Origin of the sequence: Mycobacterium sp. GA-1285 (genome assembly GCF_001499905.1) — a bacterium.
In the GTDB taxonomy this organism is placed as follows: Bacteria; Actinomycetota; Actinomycetes; order Mycobacteriales; family Mycobacteriaceae; genus Mycobacterium.
Map to the genome: position 1 here is coordinate 109708 of NZ_LQIS01000004.1, position 15953 is coordinate 125660.

13 protein-coding genes and 1 pseudogene are annotated in these 15953 nt (G+C 61.6%); 8 read left to right on the top strand and 6 right to left on the bottom strand.

Annotation, left to right across the window (positions count from 1 at the left end; translation table 11 throughout):
- The first annotated feature begins 74 nt into the window (after positions 1-74).
- From AU193_RS23040 to AU193_RS04010, 3 genes are read left to right on the top strand one after another with little or no spacing between them, the layout of a single operon-like run.
- The gene (locus AU193_RS23040) at positions 75-242 is read left to right on the top strand and encodes a hypothetical protein (RefSeq protein WP_156425105.1); all 168 of its coding nucleotides are present in this window, start codon (positions 75-77) and stop codon (positions 240-242) included.
- On the top strand, positions 239-520 hold the full coding sequence (locus tag AU193_RS22685; protein WP_082682822.1) for a hypothetical protein: 282 nt from the start codon (positions 239-241) through the stop codon (positions 518-520). Before AU193_RS23040 ends, AU193_RS22685 begins: the two co-directional genes overlap by 4 nt.
- Positions 517-1410 (top strand): hypothetical protein, encoded by an 894-nt coding sequence (locus AU193_RS04010; RefSeq protein ID WP_216637267.1) that lies wholly within the window; start codon positions 517-519, stop codon positions 1408-1410. The genes AU193_RS22685 and AU193_RS04010 overlap by 4 nt, the downstream gene beginning before the upstream one ends.
- Positions 1411-1463: 53 nt before the next feature.
- On the opposite strand, the gene AU193_RS23045 is transcribed toward AU193_RS04010, so the two are convergent.
- The 3 genes and pseudogenes from AU193_RS23045 to AU193_RS04020 form a co-directional block, all read right to left on the bottom strand.
- Complete coding sequence (locus tag AU193_RS23045) at positions 1464-2285, bottom strand: hypothetical protein (RefSeq protein WP_156425107.1); 822 nt, start codon at positions 2283-2285, stop codon at positions 1464-1466.
- A 9-nt stretch (positions 2286-2294) separates the two neighbouring features.
- Positions 2295-2605 (bottom strand): annotated as a pseudogene (locus tag AU193_RS23800) (hypothetical protein); the annotation flags it as partial.
- Positions 2606-2734: 129 nt separating this feature from the next.
- On the bottom strand, positions 2735-4483 hold the full coding sequence (locus AU193_RS04020; RefSeq protein WP_253867601.1) for a GMC family oxidoreductase: 1749 nt from the start codon (positions 4481-4483) through the stop codon (positions 2735-2737).
- Positions 4484-4562: 79 nt separating this feature from the next.
- Here AU193_RS04020 and AU193_RS04025 point away from each other — a divergent pair, with 79 nt between their 5' ends.
- From AU193_RS04025 to AU193_RS22695, 3 genes are all read left to right on the top strand, one after another.
- On the top strand, positions 4563-5225 hold the full coding sequence (locus AU193_RS04025; RefSeq protein WP_064421054.1) for a DUF4304 domain-containing protein: 663 nt from the start codon (positions 4563-4565) through the stop codon (positions 5223-5225).
- Positions 5226-5292: 67 nt separating this feature from the next.
- Positions 5293-5526 carry a hypothetical protein gene (locus AU193_RS04030; protein ID WP_064421055.1) on the top strand — a complete coding sequence of 78 codons (234 nt, stop codon included), beginning with the start codon at positions 5293-5295 and terminating at the stop codon, positions 5524-5526.
- Complete coding sequence (locus AU193_RS22695; RefSeq protein WP_082682825.1) at positions 5516-5827, top strand: type II toxin-antitoxin system PemK/MazF family toxin; 312 nt, start codon at positions 5516-5518, stop codon at positions 5825-5827. The genes AU193_RS04030 and AU193_RS22695 overlap by 11 nt, the downstream gene beginning before the upstream one ends.
- A gap of 424 nt (positions 5828-6251) precedes the next feature.
- Here AU193_RS22695 and AU193_RS04035 read toward each other — a convergent pair whose 3' ends face one another.
- Entirely contained in the window at positions 6252-6881 is a 630-nt protein-coding gene (locus AU193_RS04035; protein WP_064421056.1) for a TetR/AcrR family transcriptional regulator, read from the bottom strand.
- A gap of 112 nt (positions 6882-6993) precedes the next feature.
- On the opposite strand from AU193_RS04035, the gene AU193_RS04040 reads away from it, so the two are divergent.
- Positions 6994-8121, top strand: a complete 1128-nt coding sequence (locus AU193_RS04040; protein ID WP_064350156.1) for a hypothetical protein — start codon at positions 6994-6996, stop codon at positions 8119-8121.
- Positions 8122-8716: 595 nt separating this feature from the next.
- On the opposite strand, the gene AU193_RS22700 is transcribed toward AU193_RS04040, so the two are convergent.
- A complete protein-coding gene (locus tag AU193_RS22700; RefSeq protein WP_156425108.1) occupies positions 8717-9370 on the bottom strand; it encodes a hypothetical protein in 654 nt (217 codons plus the stop codon).
- A gap of 1980 nt (positions 9371-11350) precedes the next feature.
- On the opposite strand from AU193_RS22700, the gene AU193_RS23050 reads away from it, so the two are divergent.
- Positions 11351-12148, top strand: coding sequence for a hypothetical protein (locus AU193_RS23050; protein ID WP_156425109.1), 798 nt, complete (start codon positions 11351-11353; stop codon positions 12146-12148).
- Positions 12149-12462: 314 nt separating this feature from the next.
- On the opposite strand, the gene AU193_RS04050 is transcribed toward AU193_RS23050, so the two are convergent.
- Complete coding sequence (locus AU193_RS04050; RefSeq protein WP_064421058.1) at positions 12463-15909, bottom strand: SNF2-related protein; 3447 nt, start codon at positions 15907-15909, stop codon at positions 12463-12465.
- Positions 15910-15953: the final 44 nt, after the last annotated feature.

The following is a 15953-nucleotide window of genomic DNA, read 5'->3' on the forward strand; positions in this document are numbered from 1 at the left end:
GTCGCGGATGAAACCGCACCGTCGACCGCGCGCTGTGCGACGGTTGGGGAGACAGCCAGCCGAAGAGGGGCGCGATGGCGACGCGAGAAGCCGTGGTGTGCGGGGCGAGTATGGGCGGGCTGTTCGCGGCGAGGGTGCTGGCGGATGTATACGACTCGGTGACCGTCGTCGAGCGGGACGAATTGCCCGCCGATGGGTCGCATCGCGCAGGCGTCCCTCAAGGGCACCACCTGCACATGTGACGAGTGCGGGTTTGAAGATTCTCGAGCAGATGTTTCCCGGTGCCACTACGGAGTTGAAAGCGGCGGGCGCGCCGGCCATCGACACGCACGACCTGTCGGCGGTGTACGTCGAGGTCCGTTCGCATTCGCTGTGTCGAACGGGAGCATTGGTCGATCCCGATGCCATGCCCGTCCAGCCGGCCAGCAGACCGCTGTTGGAATCCGTTGTTCGTGAACGGGTCGGGCACTGCCCAATGTCACCGTGCTGGATGGTCACGATGTCGTCGAACCCGTGTTGAGCGACCGCGCGGTAACCGGTGTTCGTATCAGCGACCGCACCGGTTCGCGGCAATGGACGTTGCCGGCCGATCTCGTGGTGGACGCAACGGGCCGCTCGGCGCGAACACCGGCCTTCCTTGCGGCACGTGGGTTTACGCGCCCGGCCGAGCGCTCATATCGCGTACAGCTCAGCTACGCCAGTCAACTGTTTCGGCTGGCGCCGGACGCGTTGGGCGACAAGGTGGTCTTCGTGAGCCCCACATTGGAACGCCCGACCGGCGTCGGCATGCTCGCCTATGAGGACGACACGATGATTGTGACGCTGATAGGCGTCGCCGGGCACCGGCTTCCCACCGCGCTACCCGAAGTCTTGGCGGCAGTCGCCGAATGCGTACCGCCGGAGGTCAGCGCCGCGCTCGCCGACGCCCCGCCGCTGGGGGAGACGCATCATCGCCGGTTCCCGACCAGCGTGTGGCGTCGCTACGACAAGCTGTCCTCATTTCCCAAGGGCCTGTTGGTAATTGGGGATGCGGTGTGCAGTTTGAACCCGATGTACGGCCAGGGAATGACCTCGGCGCTCCTGCAGGCGCGCAGTCTTCAGCAGAACCTTGTTTCTGACGGTGAGCCGTCGAGCCGGGTCTACTTTCACGATGTCGCACGGCGCCTGGCGCCACTCTGGTGGGCAAACCGGCTCAACGACTTCGGTTTCACCCCGGCCAGCGGATGGACCTCGTGGCCGCAGCGGGCGTTCAACAGCTACGCCACCGCCTACATGACTGCCGCGTCGACAGACATGGTGCTCACCGAAACCTTCGTGCGGATGTTGCAGGGCGTCGACCCGCTGACGAGCCTGATGCGCCCCGGACACGTGGCGCGGGTCATCACCAACAACAGGCGCAAAGGTCAGTGATCCCAGACGCGGCTTGCCCCAGCGTATTGTGACCGGTTGCGGCACAGGTGATGTCAGCGCGGCGCAGTGACCACGAGTTCGTGGTCGCCGGCGGCCCAGGCGGATTCGAACACGTCGGTGGTGACGTGCTCGCCCTTGGTGTCGTCGCCACCGCTGTCGCCGAGGTAAACGGCGTCGTTGTCGTAATCGATGGCGGCGACGGTGACCAAGTGACCGCATCCCGTCCGATCACCGTCGCCATCCCAGATGGTGTTGGAATTGACGCATACAATCGCCTGCCGTCCGTCACCCAGATAGTCCGCCAACGCGTCCATTCCGGTGGCGAGTCCACCCTTGGCGGCCGTGTCGTCGTTGGTGTAGTCGGCTTTGATTCCGTAGTGCTTGAGCAGAAGTAGAAGGTCGGTCGTACAGGTGCCGTGGCCGACGCCGCCATCGCTGGGATCGACGCTCTCGTCATACACCGGTTCGCCCGGGTCACAGTCGCTCGGAGTTTTGGCCGCGAGATCGATGATTTCCCGTTCAGTGGGCGCCGCCCCGGTGATCTCGCCGACCACCATGCGGGTAGCCATCAACCCGCAGTCGCTTTCGGTCTGTTGCTCCCAGTAGTGGATCGCGGCCGCAGGATCTCCATAGACGCCTCCGGCGATCTCGGGCAGGCCATCGCCGTCCTCGTCTTTGACGATCGATTGAGCCTGTTGATCCTCTGGATTTGCCTCAGCTTGTTGAGCCGAAGTTGATTCGTCGGCGGTGGCCGCCGGGGACTCGTCGGGCTCTGCGCCACCACCGCAGGCGGCCCCGGCTACGATAGTCAGACTGGCGATTACGGTTGCGGCGAAGGCCTTCCGGCTTCTCTCGCTTCGCTGGCGAAGTGGCACCTCGCGAAGTTAGCAGACGCCTGTGAGTTTCCTGGGCATTATTGACGCGCCTGTCGCGAACCTCGAGGTATGACGCGCGGTGGTTGCCGGTCGTCCATCGACAACGCGGTGAGTCGTGGATAGAGGATCAGTCATTCCCAACAAGGATTTCCACGGCGCCGGACCGACGCGGCAGGGCGCATCGAGACGGCGGATGAGGACTACAAGTGCCTCCGCCAGCTCGCGGCGCGCGAGGTTGGCTCTCAGACAGCAGTGGGCACCGCCGCCGAAGGTCAGGATTGGGGTAGGTCTTCGCAGGTGATGTGAAACCGCTTGGCCTCGCGCATTTGGCGACAACTTCTGGGCCGCAGTCGAATACGGCGTATCGTCCTGGAGGCACGCTCTGTTCGCAGTCGCCGAGACCGGCGTGAAACGCGTGGTTCTGCCGCGGTACGAGCAGTGCGACCGACTCAATTCAGTATCGCTCGCGCTGCGCGCTCTGCGATCAGCATGACCGGCGCGTTGGTGTTCCCGGAAGTGATGGTGGGCATCGCCGAAGCATCGGCCACCCGCAGGCCCGCGACGCCGAACACGCGGCAGTCGGTGTCGAGCACCGTCGCGGCCGACCGTGGGATACCGCGTGTATCAAAGGCACCCATCGCGCAGGTGCCCACCGGGTGGAAGATGGTGGTGCCCAATTCACGCGCCGCCGTCAGGAGGTCTTCGTCGCTCACCAGTTGCGAGCCGGGAAGCATTTCTTCCGGACAGTAGCGGGCTAGAGGAGGGGCGGCCATGATCTGCCTGGTCATCCGAAGGCCGCGCACGGCGACTTCGCAGTCGGCATCAGTGGACAGGTAGTTGCAGCTGATCTTCGGGTGGGTCAGCGGATCTGCATCGACCAGACGCACGTGACCCCGCGAGGTGGGTCGTAGGTTGCAGACCGAGGGCGTGATGGCGCCGAAGGTGTGCAGGGCTTCCCCGAATTTCGGCAACGACAACGGCTGCACATGCCACTCCATATCCGGGCTGGCCAGCGCAGGGTCGCTCTTGGCGAAAGCCCCCAAGGTGGACGGCGGCATCGTCATCGGCCCTGATCGCAGCAGCAGGTACTGAATTCCCATGCCCGCCCGGGTGATCCAATTCCGGTACAGCGTGTTGACGGTCCGCGCGCCCCGAACGCGGTAAACCGTTCGAAGCTGCAAATGGTCCTGAAGGTTTTCGCCGACTCCTGGCAGATCAACAACCGCCGGCACGTGATGCTGGGTGAGCAACTCGGCCGGGCCCAACCCCGAGACCTGCATCAGATGAGGCGAGCCGATGGCACCGGCGCTCAAGATCACCTCCCGGCGGGCTCGAACGTCGACGATCTGGCCGTCTTTGAGCAGCCGCACGCCGGTAACGCGGTGCTGCGCCGTGGTCCAGGCACCGCGACGCTGATCCTCGTAAACCTGATCGTCCATCAGCAGGTGGAGAGCCTGAGTCTGCGTGTAGACGGTCAGATTGGGGCGATGGGTGACGGGGTGTAGGAAGGCATCGGCCATCGACCATCGCCTGCCACGCCGTTGATTGACGTGAAAATACGCACTCCCGGAGTTGTCGCCCCGGTTGAACTCGGCGATCGGCTCGATGCCCACCTCGGCAGCTGCGGCCTGCCAGGCGTCCAAAATCTTCCAGCGCACGCGCGGCCGTTCGACTCGAATCTCGCCTGTAGCGCCGTGCCAGTCGTCGGCTCCGCCGAAGTAGTTCTCCAACTCTTTGTAAATTGCCAGTGTCTCGCCGGGACGGTCTGGGCCGCCCCAAAGCCATCGCTCGTCGCCGGTGGCCTGCGCCCAAAGCTCGTAATCACTTGCTTGCCCGCGCATGTGGATCATGGCGTTGATCGATGAGCAGCCGCCGATCACGCGGCCGCGTGCGTAGATGATGCTGCGGCCGGCCAGGCCTGGATCAGGTTCGGTCGTGAAGCACCAGTCGGTGCGGGGGTTGGCAATGGTGTACAGATAGCCAACCGGCACCTTGATCCAGAACCAGCTGTCCGTACCGCCGGCCTCGATCACGAGTACACGGTGATCGGGGTTGGCGCTCAGCCGATTGGCGAGCAGGCAGCCTGCGCTGCCTGCTCCCACGATGATGAAGTCGAACTCGGCATCAAGTCGAACTCCTTGATGGCCCCTGGATCTCACCGCTACCACATTAACGCGCAAGGTAGTTTTCGCGCTCATCGTCGGGCATGGTCGCGCCTGCCTTGCTAGCGTCAAATTGGTGCGCTGAAGGATGGTGCCGTCGCCTTAGCCTTGAGTCATGGGCGAGGGGGCAGTCAACGGTTCATTGCAACGGGCTTACGAGGCGGTGGTCTCCGCCGATGTCGGACCGTTCCTACGCGCACGCGGCTTTGGCATATCGGACTGCAGTTTCAAGCAGGAGCGGGGGCCGCTCTACGACATGATCCACCTTCAGCCCGACTGGCACAACGGCACGATGTCGTGGCACGGGTTCTTCGTCAATGTCGGAATCGGATCAGTCGAGGTCGACGCCGCATGTCCTGGATACGAGCGAGTGAGACATCCCCTCAAAGGTTCGCTGCTGCAACGTCGTTGGGAGGGCTTGGTACCCGATCTGCCATACGAGGTCCGGTTCGACCGCCGCACCGACATGCGACAGTTCGCCGACGCGCTCTGCGACGGCTTCGACTTGGTACTGGTCGAGATGGAACGGATAAGCACCACAGAGCAATTGGTGCGATACGCAGTCGACAACAACTTGCTCATCGAATACGACAAGACCTGCCGGTATCTGGCTGCAATTGATGACATCGACACGCTGACGGAATACGTGACACGGCTGCACGATTGCTTCGGACATCAAGACCGTTGGTCGATCTTCAGCCGCAACATCAGCACGGCCGCTGGGCGCTGGGCGGATGAACTGCGGAAGCGAGGATTGCTCGAGCCGATGCAGGTATGAGCCTTCGCGACGGCGGTGGCACACCCAGAACCAGCGATTGTCTTACAAAACGTCCTACACTGTTGCTATGGCTGACACGATTACCTTCCGGCCGGACGACGAGACCGCTAAGGCGCTGGAAGTTTTAACGAGAGATGGCACGGCGGTGTCCGCAGCCGTTCGAACTGCTCTCATCGATGCCGCACGCCGAAAGGCCAAAGCGGCGATTCGCGCCGAGGCGGAAAGGCTTGCCGAAGACGAGTCCGACCGCACTGAGGCCAAGCAGGTGTTGCGCGACATGGAGACGCTGCGTGCGTGGTGAGGTCTTTCGGTTACACGCCCCGCGGGGGAGTCGTGGCCACGAGCAGTCTGATTCCCGATACGCCGTAGTAATCCAGTCGGATCACGTGCCGCTGTCGACTTGGCTGGTCGCACCGACGTCCACGTCGGCTCGTGCCGCCAGCTTCCGACCCGAGGTTGAAATCGCCGGCGTGAACACCCGGGTACTTGCCGAGCAGACCGCGGCGGTTGCTCCAAGTCGACTCGGTAAGAGCGTCGGATTCCTCAGTTTCGACGAAATGCGCCGCGTTGATGCGGCCCTACGCGTCGTTCTCGATCTATGAGATCAGCGCCGTCATCCCTTCGAACGAACCAAACAGTCGTCACCTTGAGTGTCGACACCGCAGGCTTAGTGTCCGGTCTCATTCTTGTTGTCATCACCGAACTGCGAGGATGCCAACTTCAGTGAGACGGTGGGGCCCCGCTTTGTCTCAGTCGATTGTCCTTTCCGTAGTGGCACTCGTCCGCTGGGTGAGCAAGTCAGATCTCAGTAGGAAGAGGTCAGGGAACTGGGCCAGTCAGTCATTGCGGTCTATTTGTAGGTTCCCCTCAAAGATGGCGGATTCGAGGGGTTATAGAGCAGGGGAGCGTGAAATCGAGGCCGTCTCTTTTCTTAGAACTGGGACAGCGCGAATTGGGTTGGCTCTCGGATCAGTTATCGGGGTGATGGTGGGTGTCCGGCGTGCGGTAGTAGACGTTGCGTTGGGGTCAGATCCCTGGTTTTGCGGTTGTGGCGATGTAGGTGCTGAGCACGTCGATGAGCATTCGGCGCTCGGTGGCAGTGTCGATCTGTCGAGGCATGATGAGCTGGGTGGTGACTAGGCCGCGGATGTTGGTCAGCAGGAGGTCGCCGATGGCTTTGGATTGGGTGGCGTCGAGGTCGTCGGTGATCGACTGAGCGAGCTCGGCGAAGGTTGATGCCAAGCGCGAGAGTTGCTTTCGGGCAGCTGATCCCGGTGTGGCGCGGGTGCCGATCAGGATCTCGATTGCCGCGCGCGACGTCGGGCTCGACATCGCCGACCAAGCGGTCTCAACGACGTCACGCACCCGATCGTGAACGTCCCCGGATCGGCCGCTGGGGGAAACGGCCAGCGCCGTGGTCAGCTCCTCGAACCCTTTGTCCACGACCGCGACCAGCAGCCCCTCGCGGTCACCGAAGTGATATTGCACCACCCCCCAGGTGACGCCCGCGCGTTGTGCGATCGCCTTGACGTTCGCGCCGGCCAAACCCGCTTCGAGAATGTGTGCAACCGCTTCATCGAGGATGCTCGCGCGCGTACGTTCGGCTCGAGGCTGACTGCCATGCGACGGGCGAGTCGGCGCTGCCGGTGCCTTCATGACTCCACATCACCACACTTCACCCAGATACGCCCGCACTGCGACCTTGCACACAAAACATTAACCGTTTATGGTTTTGTGGTCGATGCCGACCAGCGCAAAGGAGCGGACTGTGACAGATCCTCTGTCCAACGGGAAGACCTACAAGGTCATCGTCTGGGCCACCGGAACGATCGGTGGCTACGCCATCCGCACCATCATGGATCGGCCGAATCTGGAACTGGTCGGCGTGTGGGTGCACTCACCGTCGAAGGTCGGCCAGGACGCCGGCACCCTTGCCGGCATGGAACCGATCGGTGTGCTGGCGACCAACGACGCCGATGCGCTACTGGCCTCCGACGCTGACGCGGTGATCTACGTCGGACCGGGCACCTCACGGCCCAAAGAGGCGCGCGACGACTACTGCAAGATCCTGCGGGCGGGCAAGAACATCGTGACCACGTCGATTCCGGGTCTGGTCTATGAACGCGGGTCGCTCTCGCCGCGCTACACTGCACCGATCGTGGAGGCTGGAAAAGCGGGCAACGCTTCGCTGTTTTCCTCCGGCATCGAACCTGGCTTCGGCTGCGACCTGCTACCCATTGCACTGGCCTCGATGTCGCACACCGTGTACTCCATCCGCGGCTTGGAGATCACCAACTACTCCGAATACCCGGTCGCTTTCGATATGCACGAAATGTTCGGTTTGGGAAAGCCTTTGGATTATCAAGGGGGGTTGCGCATCCCCGGAGCCATCACCATCGGGTGGGGCGCGGCAGTGACCATGGTCGCTGACGCGTTGGGTATCGAATTCGACGAGATCCGCGAATCCTGCGAGTTCGCCCCCTCACCGCGTCGCCTTGAGACGGCGTCGGGAATCATCGAGCCGGGCACCGCGGGTGCGGTGTGGTCACGCTGCATCGGCATGAAAGATGGCAAGGAAGTCGTGACCATCGAGCACGTCGACCGCATGGCCGACGACATCGCTCCCGACTGGCCCAAAGGCCGCGCCGGTGACACCGACGGCATCTGGCGCGTGATCATGGAGGGTGAGCCGAGCATCGACTGCGAATTCCAAGTCGGCTTCAATGCCGACGAAAACACCAGCAATCAGGGACTGCTGGCCACCGGCATGCGAGCCCTCAACGCGATCCCCTGGGTATGCGAAGCCGAACCCGGAATAGTCGACGCGTTGCACCTTCCTTTGACCCCCGCCTACGGATCACTTCGCCCGAACCGAGAAGGCATCCACATCTTCTAAAACCGCCGACCCTATGGCGGGCAAAGCTTCCAGCGAGGTGAAAGCACATGTCCTACGACGAATTGACCCAGCCCGAACTGGCGGTCCTGCTGCCCGAACTGCCTGCCTCGATAGGGTCTGGCACTATGGTCTGACATCCAACTTGACATAGTGTGGCTTATCGGCGTTTGGATAACCTGGCTGGATGCCGATGCCGGCTTGGTCGCGACCGACGCCCGGAGTACCGACGACGACTCGCTCCGTTCAAGCCACACGCTCCGCCCGGACGACTCTTTGACGGGTTGATTCCGTGCACCAGCAGGCGCGTGAGATCATCCCGTTAGCGACGCCGGCGCCAACCTCGTCGATCAAACCGTTTCGTGGCGGCGACAGCCAGTCCGGCTGGCTGGCATCGAGGCCCCCCGCCTCCCCGGCTAGCACAAGATTGTTTCGTCACTGTGACGAATCGATGCTGTATCACCCCCGCCCCCGAAAGCCGCTCGCGACGAGGAGGTTTCGGGCGCTGTCCGCTAGAGGCTGGCACTCAATTGGCCGGACTTAGACACATCAAGCAGATACACGCGTGATCGCGCGTCTCTTCGCATCACGTGCACAGTTACCGAAGGCGCGGGCAGAGGACTGCACTAGTTTCTTCCATAATTCGTTTCCCGACCTCGTCGTACGGCTGAGCGTCACCTGTTGCATACAGGCGGCAGATCGGAAGGCCCTGCTGGAATAGAGCCCAGTAGGGATACTTTCTCGTGTACTCAAGCTGCGTTTCAATGTCAGGGTCACCCGGTTGCGCTGGCCGGGTGCGAAGTGTTGCCGCCGCCTCCTTGAGTGATCGGCAATGAATGCCTCGCTGCTTCATGACTCCCCCGGAAGGGATTCCTTCCACAATCGAAGCTAAATTCTCTTCTTCGAAGTCGTCCGCGGTGCCGCTGAACACTGCATCTATACCGTCCGGGTGCACCCCGGCGTCTTCTGCCGCCTTACGCAGCAGACCCAAGTATTCGTCGTAAGCCGCCCTGGCCTCACCGATGCTTGGATTAGGTGGGGCTAAGAAGGTGCAATCATCCATTCCTTGCGGGATACGGTGTTCCGAACCGCCATCGATCATTCGTATTGTCGCGGTAACGATTAGAAGAATTCCGACGATGGCCGCGGTCCCAACGATGACGTGTCGTGGATTTCCAACCATGTCAATGAGTCGCTGGCTCAAGGTTTTCCGTGGCGACTGTTCGGCGGCAATCCCGAGACCGTTGAGCACATCCCGTCGGTGATCAGACAGCCAGAAGGGCCAGCCCGGCGGGGGCGGCGGCCATGAAGGGTCTGGCTGCCACCCATGCGGCGGTTGCCATCCTGCCGGCGGCTGCGGCCACCCCGGGGGAGGATTGAATCTTGCTCTCTCCCCCGACGGACTGCCGTTCGGACGTTTCGAATTTGTCATTGATCTCTCTTTGCAGCTGCGAATGTTTCATAAATGATGCAGTTTCCGGCAAGGCTCCCTAACCACCGCTCCCGCCTACTAGTCGGAAACACTTGGCGAATCAAGTAGCTGCCAACGCTCGCCCCAAATCGACGAACGACCGGCTATACCCCGCCCTCCTTCATATCGCCGCCCTGCCGATACCTCACTGTAACGAATCATTCTGTGGCGCAGGGATAATCAATCGTGAGGTTCGCGCTCCGGAGAAAGTCGCTTCCGAGCGATCTCACGGGCGAAGAGTCTGACGCGTCTTCTCAGCAGCTTCTTTCGAGGGTCACATTGGTATCCAAGACGGCGTCGGACGGGCCACCCTCACAATGAACTTCAAGCGGGGCGTTCCATAGGGAGACGGCCATCGTCGCCTCCATCCCACAGAAACGTCGTAACCGATGTAATCGTCAACAAACTGACCCCACGTCGGATTAGGACCGCGTAGTGGTCACATGGCGATGTCGACTCTTCACCTTTTCCCGTGTCGGTCCACCGTCTCCCCCTCTTTAACTTCCGCCCCTTTTCGAGGGCGAAGTATAGCAAAGTGGACCGGCGACACGTCGGCTCTTCATGGAGGCACGATCGTCTCGGCGCGAATGAGGTTGGTGGGAGAGACGCCATGATGGTCGACGAATGCTTCGTGCCTCGAATGCCTTGAGACAAGAGCCGATCCAAGCTTCGGCGGTCCGCATGGCGGCGCGGCTGCGTCGGTGACTTGGCCTGTTGCGAGGGAACCACCCGCATCCGATTCTCGGCGCCTCAGCACCCATACCTTCACCTCCACGTCGGCGCAGCACACCGCAGCGGTGGCTGTCGCTGTCCGAGAAGCCGCCGCCGGTCCTCTGTTATACCGCAAGCGAGTCGAAGCTCCGCACTAGACGAGTTCCCCCAGCTAACCATCTTCCTACTCCCGTGAGACAGGGCTCCGCGCCGCTCCGCCGACCATCGACTGACGGCTTGCCTCGGCATGCGGGTCGCCGGCCTGCGGGCGTATGTCGTAAAGGGTGCATGCGTTTGCGCAGTCACCGCGAAGGTTTCGGTAAGCCAAGAAATTCGCTGCGAGGAACTACCTGGCTGCTACGCTCCTACTCATGAATACCGGGGGGAAGATCATTTCGCTAGTGGCATCCGGCATCACTGCCGCGGGCCTCGCTGTGGGCCTTAGCGCTCCAGCATCAGCGGCCGACTACGGCGTGAACATCGGCGCATGGTGCGCCAGGAACATAGAATCGGGAACCGCCGCACCATCGGCAGCGACCAATATCAATAATCGGTGGGATGGCTGGCGTTGTGGAACTCGATACGGTCTCGTTGGCGTGAACGTACAGGATGCGTGCAATCAGCAGGGTGGCGGCAAAGCGGTGACCGTACACAGCGGTTCGAGCGGCTGGCGCTGCCGGCGCTGATCGGACGGTACCTGCCAACACTTATCTCAGCCCCTGGGAGCGGTGACCGCGCGACACGCCCCGGAAGGATTTGAATTTGCGAAAGATGTGTATTTGGCTGTTCATTCTGGCCATAACGGCGGGCGCCTGTTCTTCTGATTCAGAGCCCTCGACGACCGCTACGGCACCAACGTCATCCCGAAGCGCCACGCCGCCCACGCAGTCCCCACCACAAGACGCAAGCGACATTAGCGGACCCATTGTCTTCCACTGCCATTGGACAGCCACACCGACCCCTGACCCAGGTACGACGATCAGCAAACTCAACATAAAGACGGGTGAGTTGAAACCGATAGCTCAGTTTCCCGTCGGGGGATGCGATGGCGTGCGTGCGACCAAGCCGGCCTACGGAACAAGTTACCCTCGTGAAAACAATTTCGTCGCACAAGGATTGACCACGTTATACAGCCCTGACTGGCGAAAAAGAGTTATAGACCTCGGGCCTGGTCTTTCGAACCATGTCGGCTACTACGACCTTCAGTTGGGCAACCGAGTAGACGTGAGCGAAATTGTTAATCCTGCGGGAGGCGATTTTGACGTTGAGCCTAAGCACAGCTCGCCACTATTCACACGCGATGGCTTATTCAGATTCATTGACAACGTAGCGAAAGAAGTCAAGTACTTCGACACGAACAGCAAGCGGGTCGTTAGGAGTGCACCCTATAGCGGCACGAACGACGCTTGGCCTCCCGGGGCAGCTGTCGACGCGCCCGAATGGCTCCGATGGGTGGCGACTCCGGGCAAAAGTGATTTCCGCACCTGCATGGGGCTGTGGGTGATCGACGATAGACGTTACCTCCGGGTGAAATTGCCCGGCGACGAGGGAAGCGGAATTAACCATGACAGGTATTTGGCAGTAGATACCATACCTGCCGCACACGACGACAGTGGAATGTGTGATCGTTGGGCTGGCACACAAATTTCTCCGTTGGTCCTGAACGGTCCACTGAGCGCTGCAGCAGACCCGACGGGTTCTACTATTCTGTTCGTCATCGAGGGGAAAGACCGCGAAAATAAGCTGTATAGGGCCAACACGGCTTCACCTGAGAGCCCAACGGAGATTAAGGTGCAGGGAGGACTGGGTGACTATGGCGACACCTGGACAATCGTAGATTGGCAATAACAAAGACACTCGGCCCAACCCCAAGTGAGCCTGCAGCCAAACACTGCCGCGTTTTCTTGTGTGCATCGGCTGACACGTCGCTAGAAGCTAGCCATGAGTTAGTTAGTGCGACTTGTGTTGTACTGCAATATTCTTGAATTGCACGAAGTTGTCGCACGTCAAGCTTTCCGGGTGCCAGAGCCCGCTTTTCCACTTGTTAACCTTGACAAGAGCCGCGTCACCGCTTGATCGAAGAGGCATTGTCGACCGCGGCATCTTCTGTCAAGAGCCCGAGCTGATTGAGCCATACGCCGATGCTCACGCGGGCCGCACGACTACCGTCGCTCTGCCAGATCCAAGCGCTGAGCAGCGACGATGGCCTTCCGTAGCTCAGTTGCTACTTGCCTAGTACGCAGCAACCTGTCCACTCGTTCGATGAGGTCGTTCTCGGACAACGTTTGGCCAGCCGACACGTTCCGGCAGTACTGGAGCACCTCAGTTGGAGGCACGATATCGATCGTCCGCGGACCGAGTTCGCGTGCGACTGCTGAGGACTGACTGGGGAGCCTGAAAGTCCTTGGCTTGTTACCGGTCTGGCCGAACGGGTTCTCCGAAACGATTCGCTGGTGGCGCTCAGCAGCCGAGATAGCGCGATTGAGCAGACGAGAGAACTCGTCATGAGACTCTCGACTCGGGGCGCATCTCCTGTACACCTGATGTATCCGCCAGCCAGTGACGGGACCTTCGACACCAACGATGCGAACGACGTTGTCGATGATGCGGTCGGGCGGCGTCTGCGAGATCGGTGAGAGGGCTTCGGAAAAGACGGGGTAGGCCTTCAGCGTCGGTGGTTCAGGGCTGGTCATCCGTGGCACAGCACTCGAAGACACGTGTGACGCCTGCTGTTGAGAGGACACGCGCCTCGGCCGGTCAGCGACGGTGCTCTCCGCAGAATGGGCGGCCTCCCGGCGTGGCAACCGGGGTCGGACCGCGGGGATACGGGGCGCTGGCGGCGAATCGGTGGCAGGTACTCGTGTAGCGGGTGCCGTTACGCCTGGCGCAGGATCACGAGGTGGCTGCTCCGAAACAGCTGTGCTTGCGTCGACCTTCGTCGAGGTTGAAGTTGCCCCCGCCCCCGGCGCCGGAGGGCCGCCTTGCCCGAACAGACGTTCGCGCTCGGCAGCAATAATGTCGCGAGCGAGTTCGGCTTCGGTGACGTCGTAGGCTTCCGGAGCGCTTGCAGCAGTTTCGCTTTCGCGCGCGAAGCTCTCGAACAGCTCCTTCTTGGTCGCGAGGATCTCACGGAGCCTTTGATCGACACCCTCATCAGACAAGAGCCGATGCACTTGGACCGATTCTAGTTGGCCCATGCGGTGCGCTCGGGCGATCGCTTGCCATTCGGTGGTGGGCTTGAGTTGCGGTTCACAGATCACGACGACCGACGCCGCTTGTATATTCAAACCCACGCCGCCAGCGACGATTTGAGCAACTAGGACGGCGCCCTTCTTGGCTGCGGAGAAGTCGTCGATCATGACCTGGCGCTGGCTAGCGACGACTGAACCGGTGAGCGGGCCGAATACTCTGCCGGGCATATGTCGTGCGATGTCGTTGAGGACGTCGAGGAAGTGCGAAAAGACCACGACGCGACGTCCGTTGGCCTCTGCCTCGTCGACGATCTCCACAAGGCGCTGCATCTTCGTGGACTTGAGGCCCTGCCTCATACCGGCCTGTCGCATCGCCATGAAGTTGCGTCGTTCTACAGCGGCGCGGTATGCGGATGCGTCCGCGGCAGACATCGGCATCCATTCATCGACCTCGACGAGTTCGGGGAGTTCTGTGAGGACATCTTCTTGGTTGCGGCGGAGGTACGCAGGCGCCACCTGGCGCCGAAACTTCTTCGGCGCGAATTCATTTGCGTCGAGTATCAGATCCGGACGGAGATACCCGACGAGATTGCGGAACTCATCGAGGCGATTCTCCAGCGGTGTACCGGTGAGGAGAACCGCCCGCTCGCAGGAGTCGATGAGCCGCGATGTTCTTTGTGTGCGAAGTGCTTCGGGGTTCTTGATGTAGTGAGCTTCGTCTACCACAACGCAGCCAAGCGTTGGTATCGCGATGTTGTTGGTGAGCCAGGCCAGGGTCTCGAAGGTCGTGACGGCCACGCCGCCGTTGCGTTCCCAGTTCTTGGCCGCCCACCGCCGGTCGGGCCCATGTAACCGATGGGCGGTCAGCTTCGATTTGGCATTGACTTCGCGGACCCAGTTTGTCACGACAGCCGCGGGGCACACGACGAGAAAGTTCTGCTCGCCTTTGGCGCGGAGGTGGGCAAGGGCGGCGATGGCTTCGACGGTCTTACCCAGGCCCATCTCGTCACCGATGATCACTTTCCGCTGCACCAAGGCGAATCGTGCGGCGAAGCTCTGGTAGCCGCGCAGCGACGCGGTGAGATAGTCGCCCTTCAGTTCGAAATCGCGAACGGCGTCGATGATTTCAGTCGGTAGATCACCGTGGGTCTTCTCGTCGTCTTCGGTGATGAATCCCAGTTCGGCGAGCAGCGCGAAGTAGTCCGCGGGGCGAGTGAGGAAGTCCTCCCACGGGTCGCCGCTTGCTGCCGCGTCTTCGGCATCCGCGACCGCACGAGCCGACCGGGCGACGATCTGTACGGCGTCCCGGAAGTCCTCGACGGTCGACAGGGCGGTCGGGATGACGATCGCGTGGGTGACCGTCTTGTCGATTGCCGCGGCGACGGGCGCCAGTTCTTCAACGATGGCCATGTCGGCAGACGAAGCGCAGGCGCGACGTGCGGCGTCCCAGGCCCGGAGGCGGCGCAGAAACTCGGTGTGCTCGGGAGTGCGGTTCTTGATATCGATGCGCATCGGTATCTCGTCGAACGTGTTCTGCCGCAGTGTTCGCGCCGCCGCGCGGATCCGGGTCGCAGAGGTTTCCCCGATACCGCCCAGAGTTTGGAGGCGGTGCTCGTTAGTCAAGACTGCGAGTACGTTGGTGATGCCGTTGTCCACCAGAGCGCCGACGCGGATTTTGTCGCGGGTGGCTTCCCGGAGCCGTTCGACTGACATGTCGGCCAGCATCCGGTCGGTCTCTTTGTTTCGGACGTTGTTGCCGACGTCGAATGCGGCCTTGCGCATCCTGGACTCTATGGCCGCCGCTCGCCGAATGATGCCCGTCGCGTTCGGCAGTATCGCGAATGACCTCGAGTCTTCAAGGACCGCGGATTTGCCATTCTCGGGGAGCTGCTGCTTGAAACCCACCCAGTCGGCCAGTGCGTCGCGGACGGTCAGTGCGTGAATCCGTTGATCGTCTACCGGCCTGGCGCTCTCGATAGCTTGGCCGATACCGCTGGTGCGAAACCACCGGTGGTAGTCGTTGAGGAACTGCGCTGCCTGGTTGGCCTTGTCTCGTGTTCCGCCGAACAGCAGCAGGCGGCCGAATCCCGTGACCTTTCGCAAGTCCGCCGTCGCCGCAGCGACCTCGGTGGTGAGCCGGTCAAGCTCTCGTTGTACGTCCGGGTGAATTGGCGAGAGGCAGGCAGCCCTTGCCATACCCTGAATGAGCGCCTGATCGTCGGGGCGCAGCGGGATGACGTGCCACAAATCGCGGTCGTCTCGCCGCGCCTTCACAGTGCGGGCTCGCAGTGCTGCCGCCTGCTTGGCGGACTCGCTAGCAATCTCGTGGCGAGCCACCGTCAGCGACTTGGCGGCGTCCACCCAACGTTGTACTTCATCGCCAATCGCCGACGTCGATGGCTGTTCGTGTTTGCTCATGGGTTCCGGTGGTCAATCGATTACAGGGAAGATTAGCGGAGCCT

Coding starts and splice junctions, on each gene's coding strand:
- AU193_RS23040 (WP_156425105.1), top strand. CDS start 75: ATGGCGACGCGAGAAGCCGTGGTGTGCGGGGCGAGTATGGGCGGGCTG.
- AU193_RS04020 (WP_253867601.1), bottom strand. CDS start 4,483: ATGAGCGCGAAAACTACCTTGCGCGTTAATGTGGTAGCGGTGAGATCC.
- AU193_RS04025 (WP_064421054.1), top strand. CDS start 4,563: ATGGGCGAGGGGGCAGTCAACGGTTCATTGCAACGGGCTTACGAGGCG.
- AU193_RS04030 (WP_064421055.1), top strand. CDS start 5,293: ATGGCTGACACGATTACCTTCCGGCCGGACGACGAGACCGCTAAGGCG.
- AU193_RS04035 (WP_064421056.1), bottom strand. CDS start 6,881: ATGAAGGCACCGGCAGCGCCGACTCGCCCGTCGCATGGCAGTCAGCCT.
- AU193_RS04050 (WP_064421058.1), bottom strand. CDS start 15,909: ATGAGCAAACACGAACAGCCATCGACGTCGGCGATTGGCGATGAAGTA.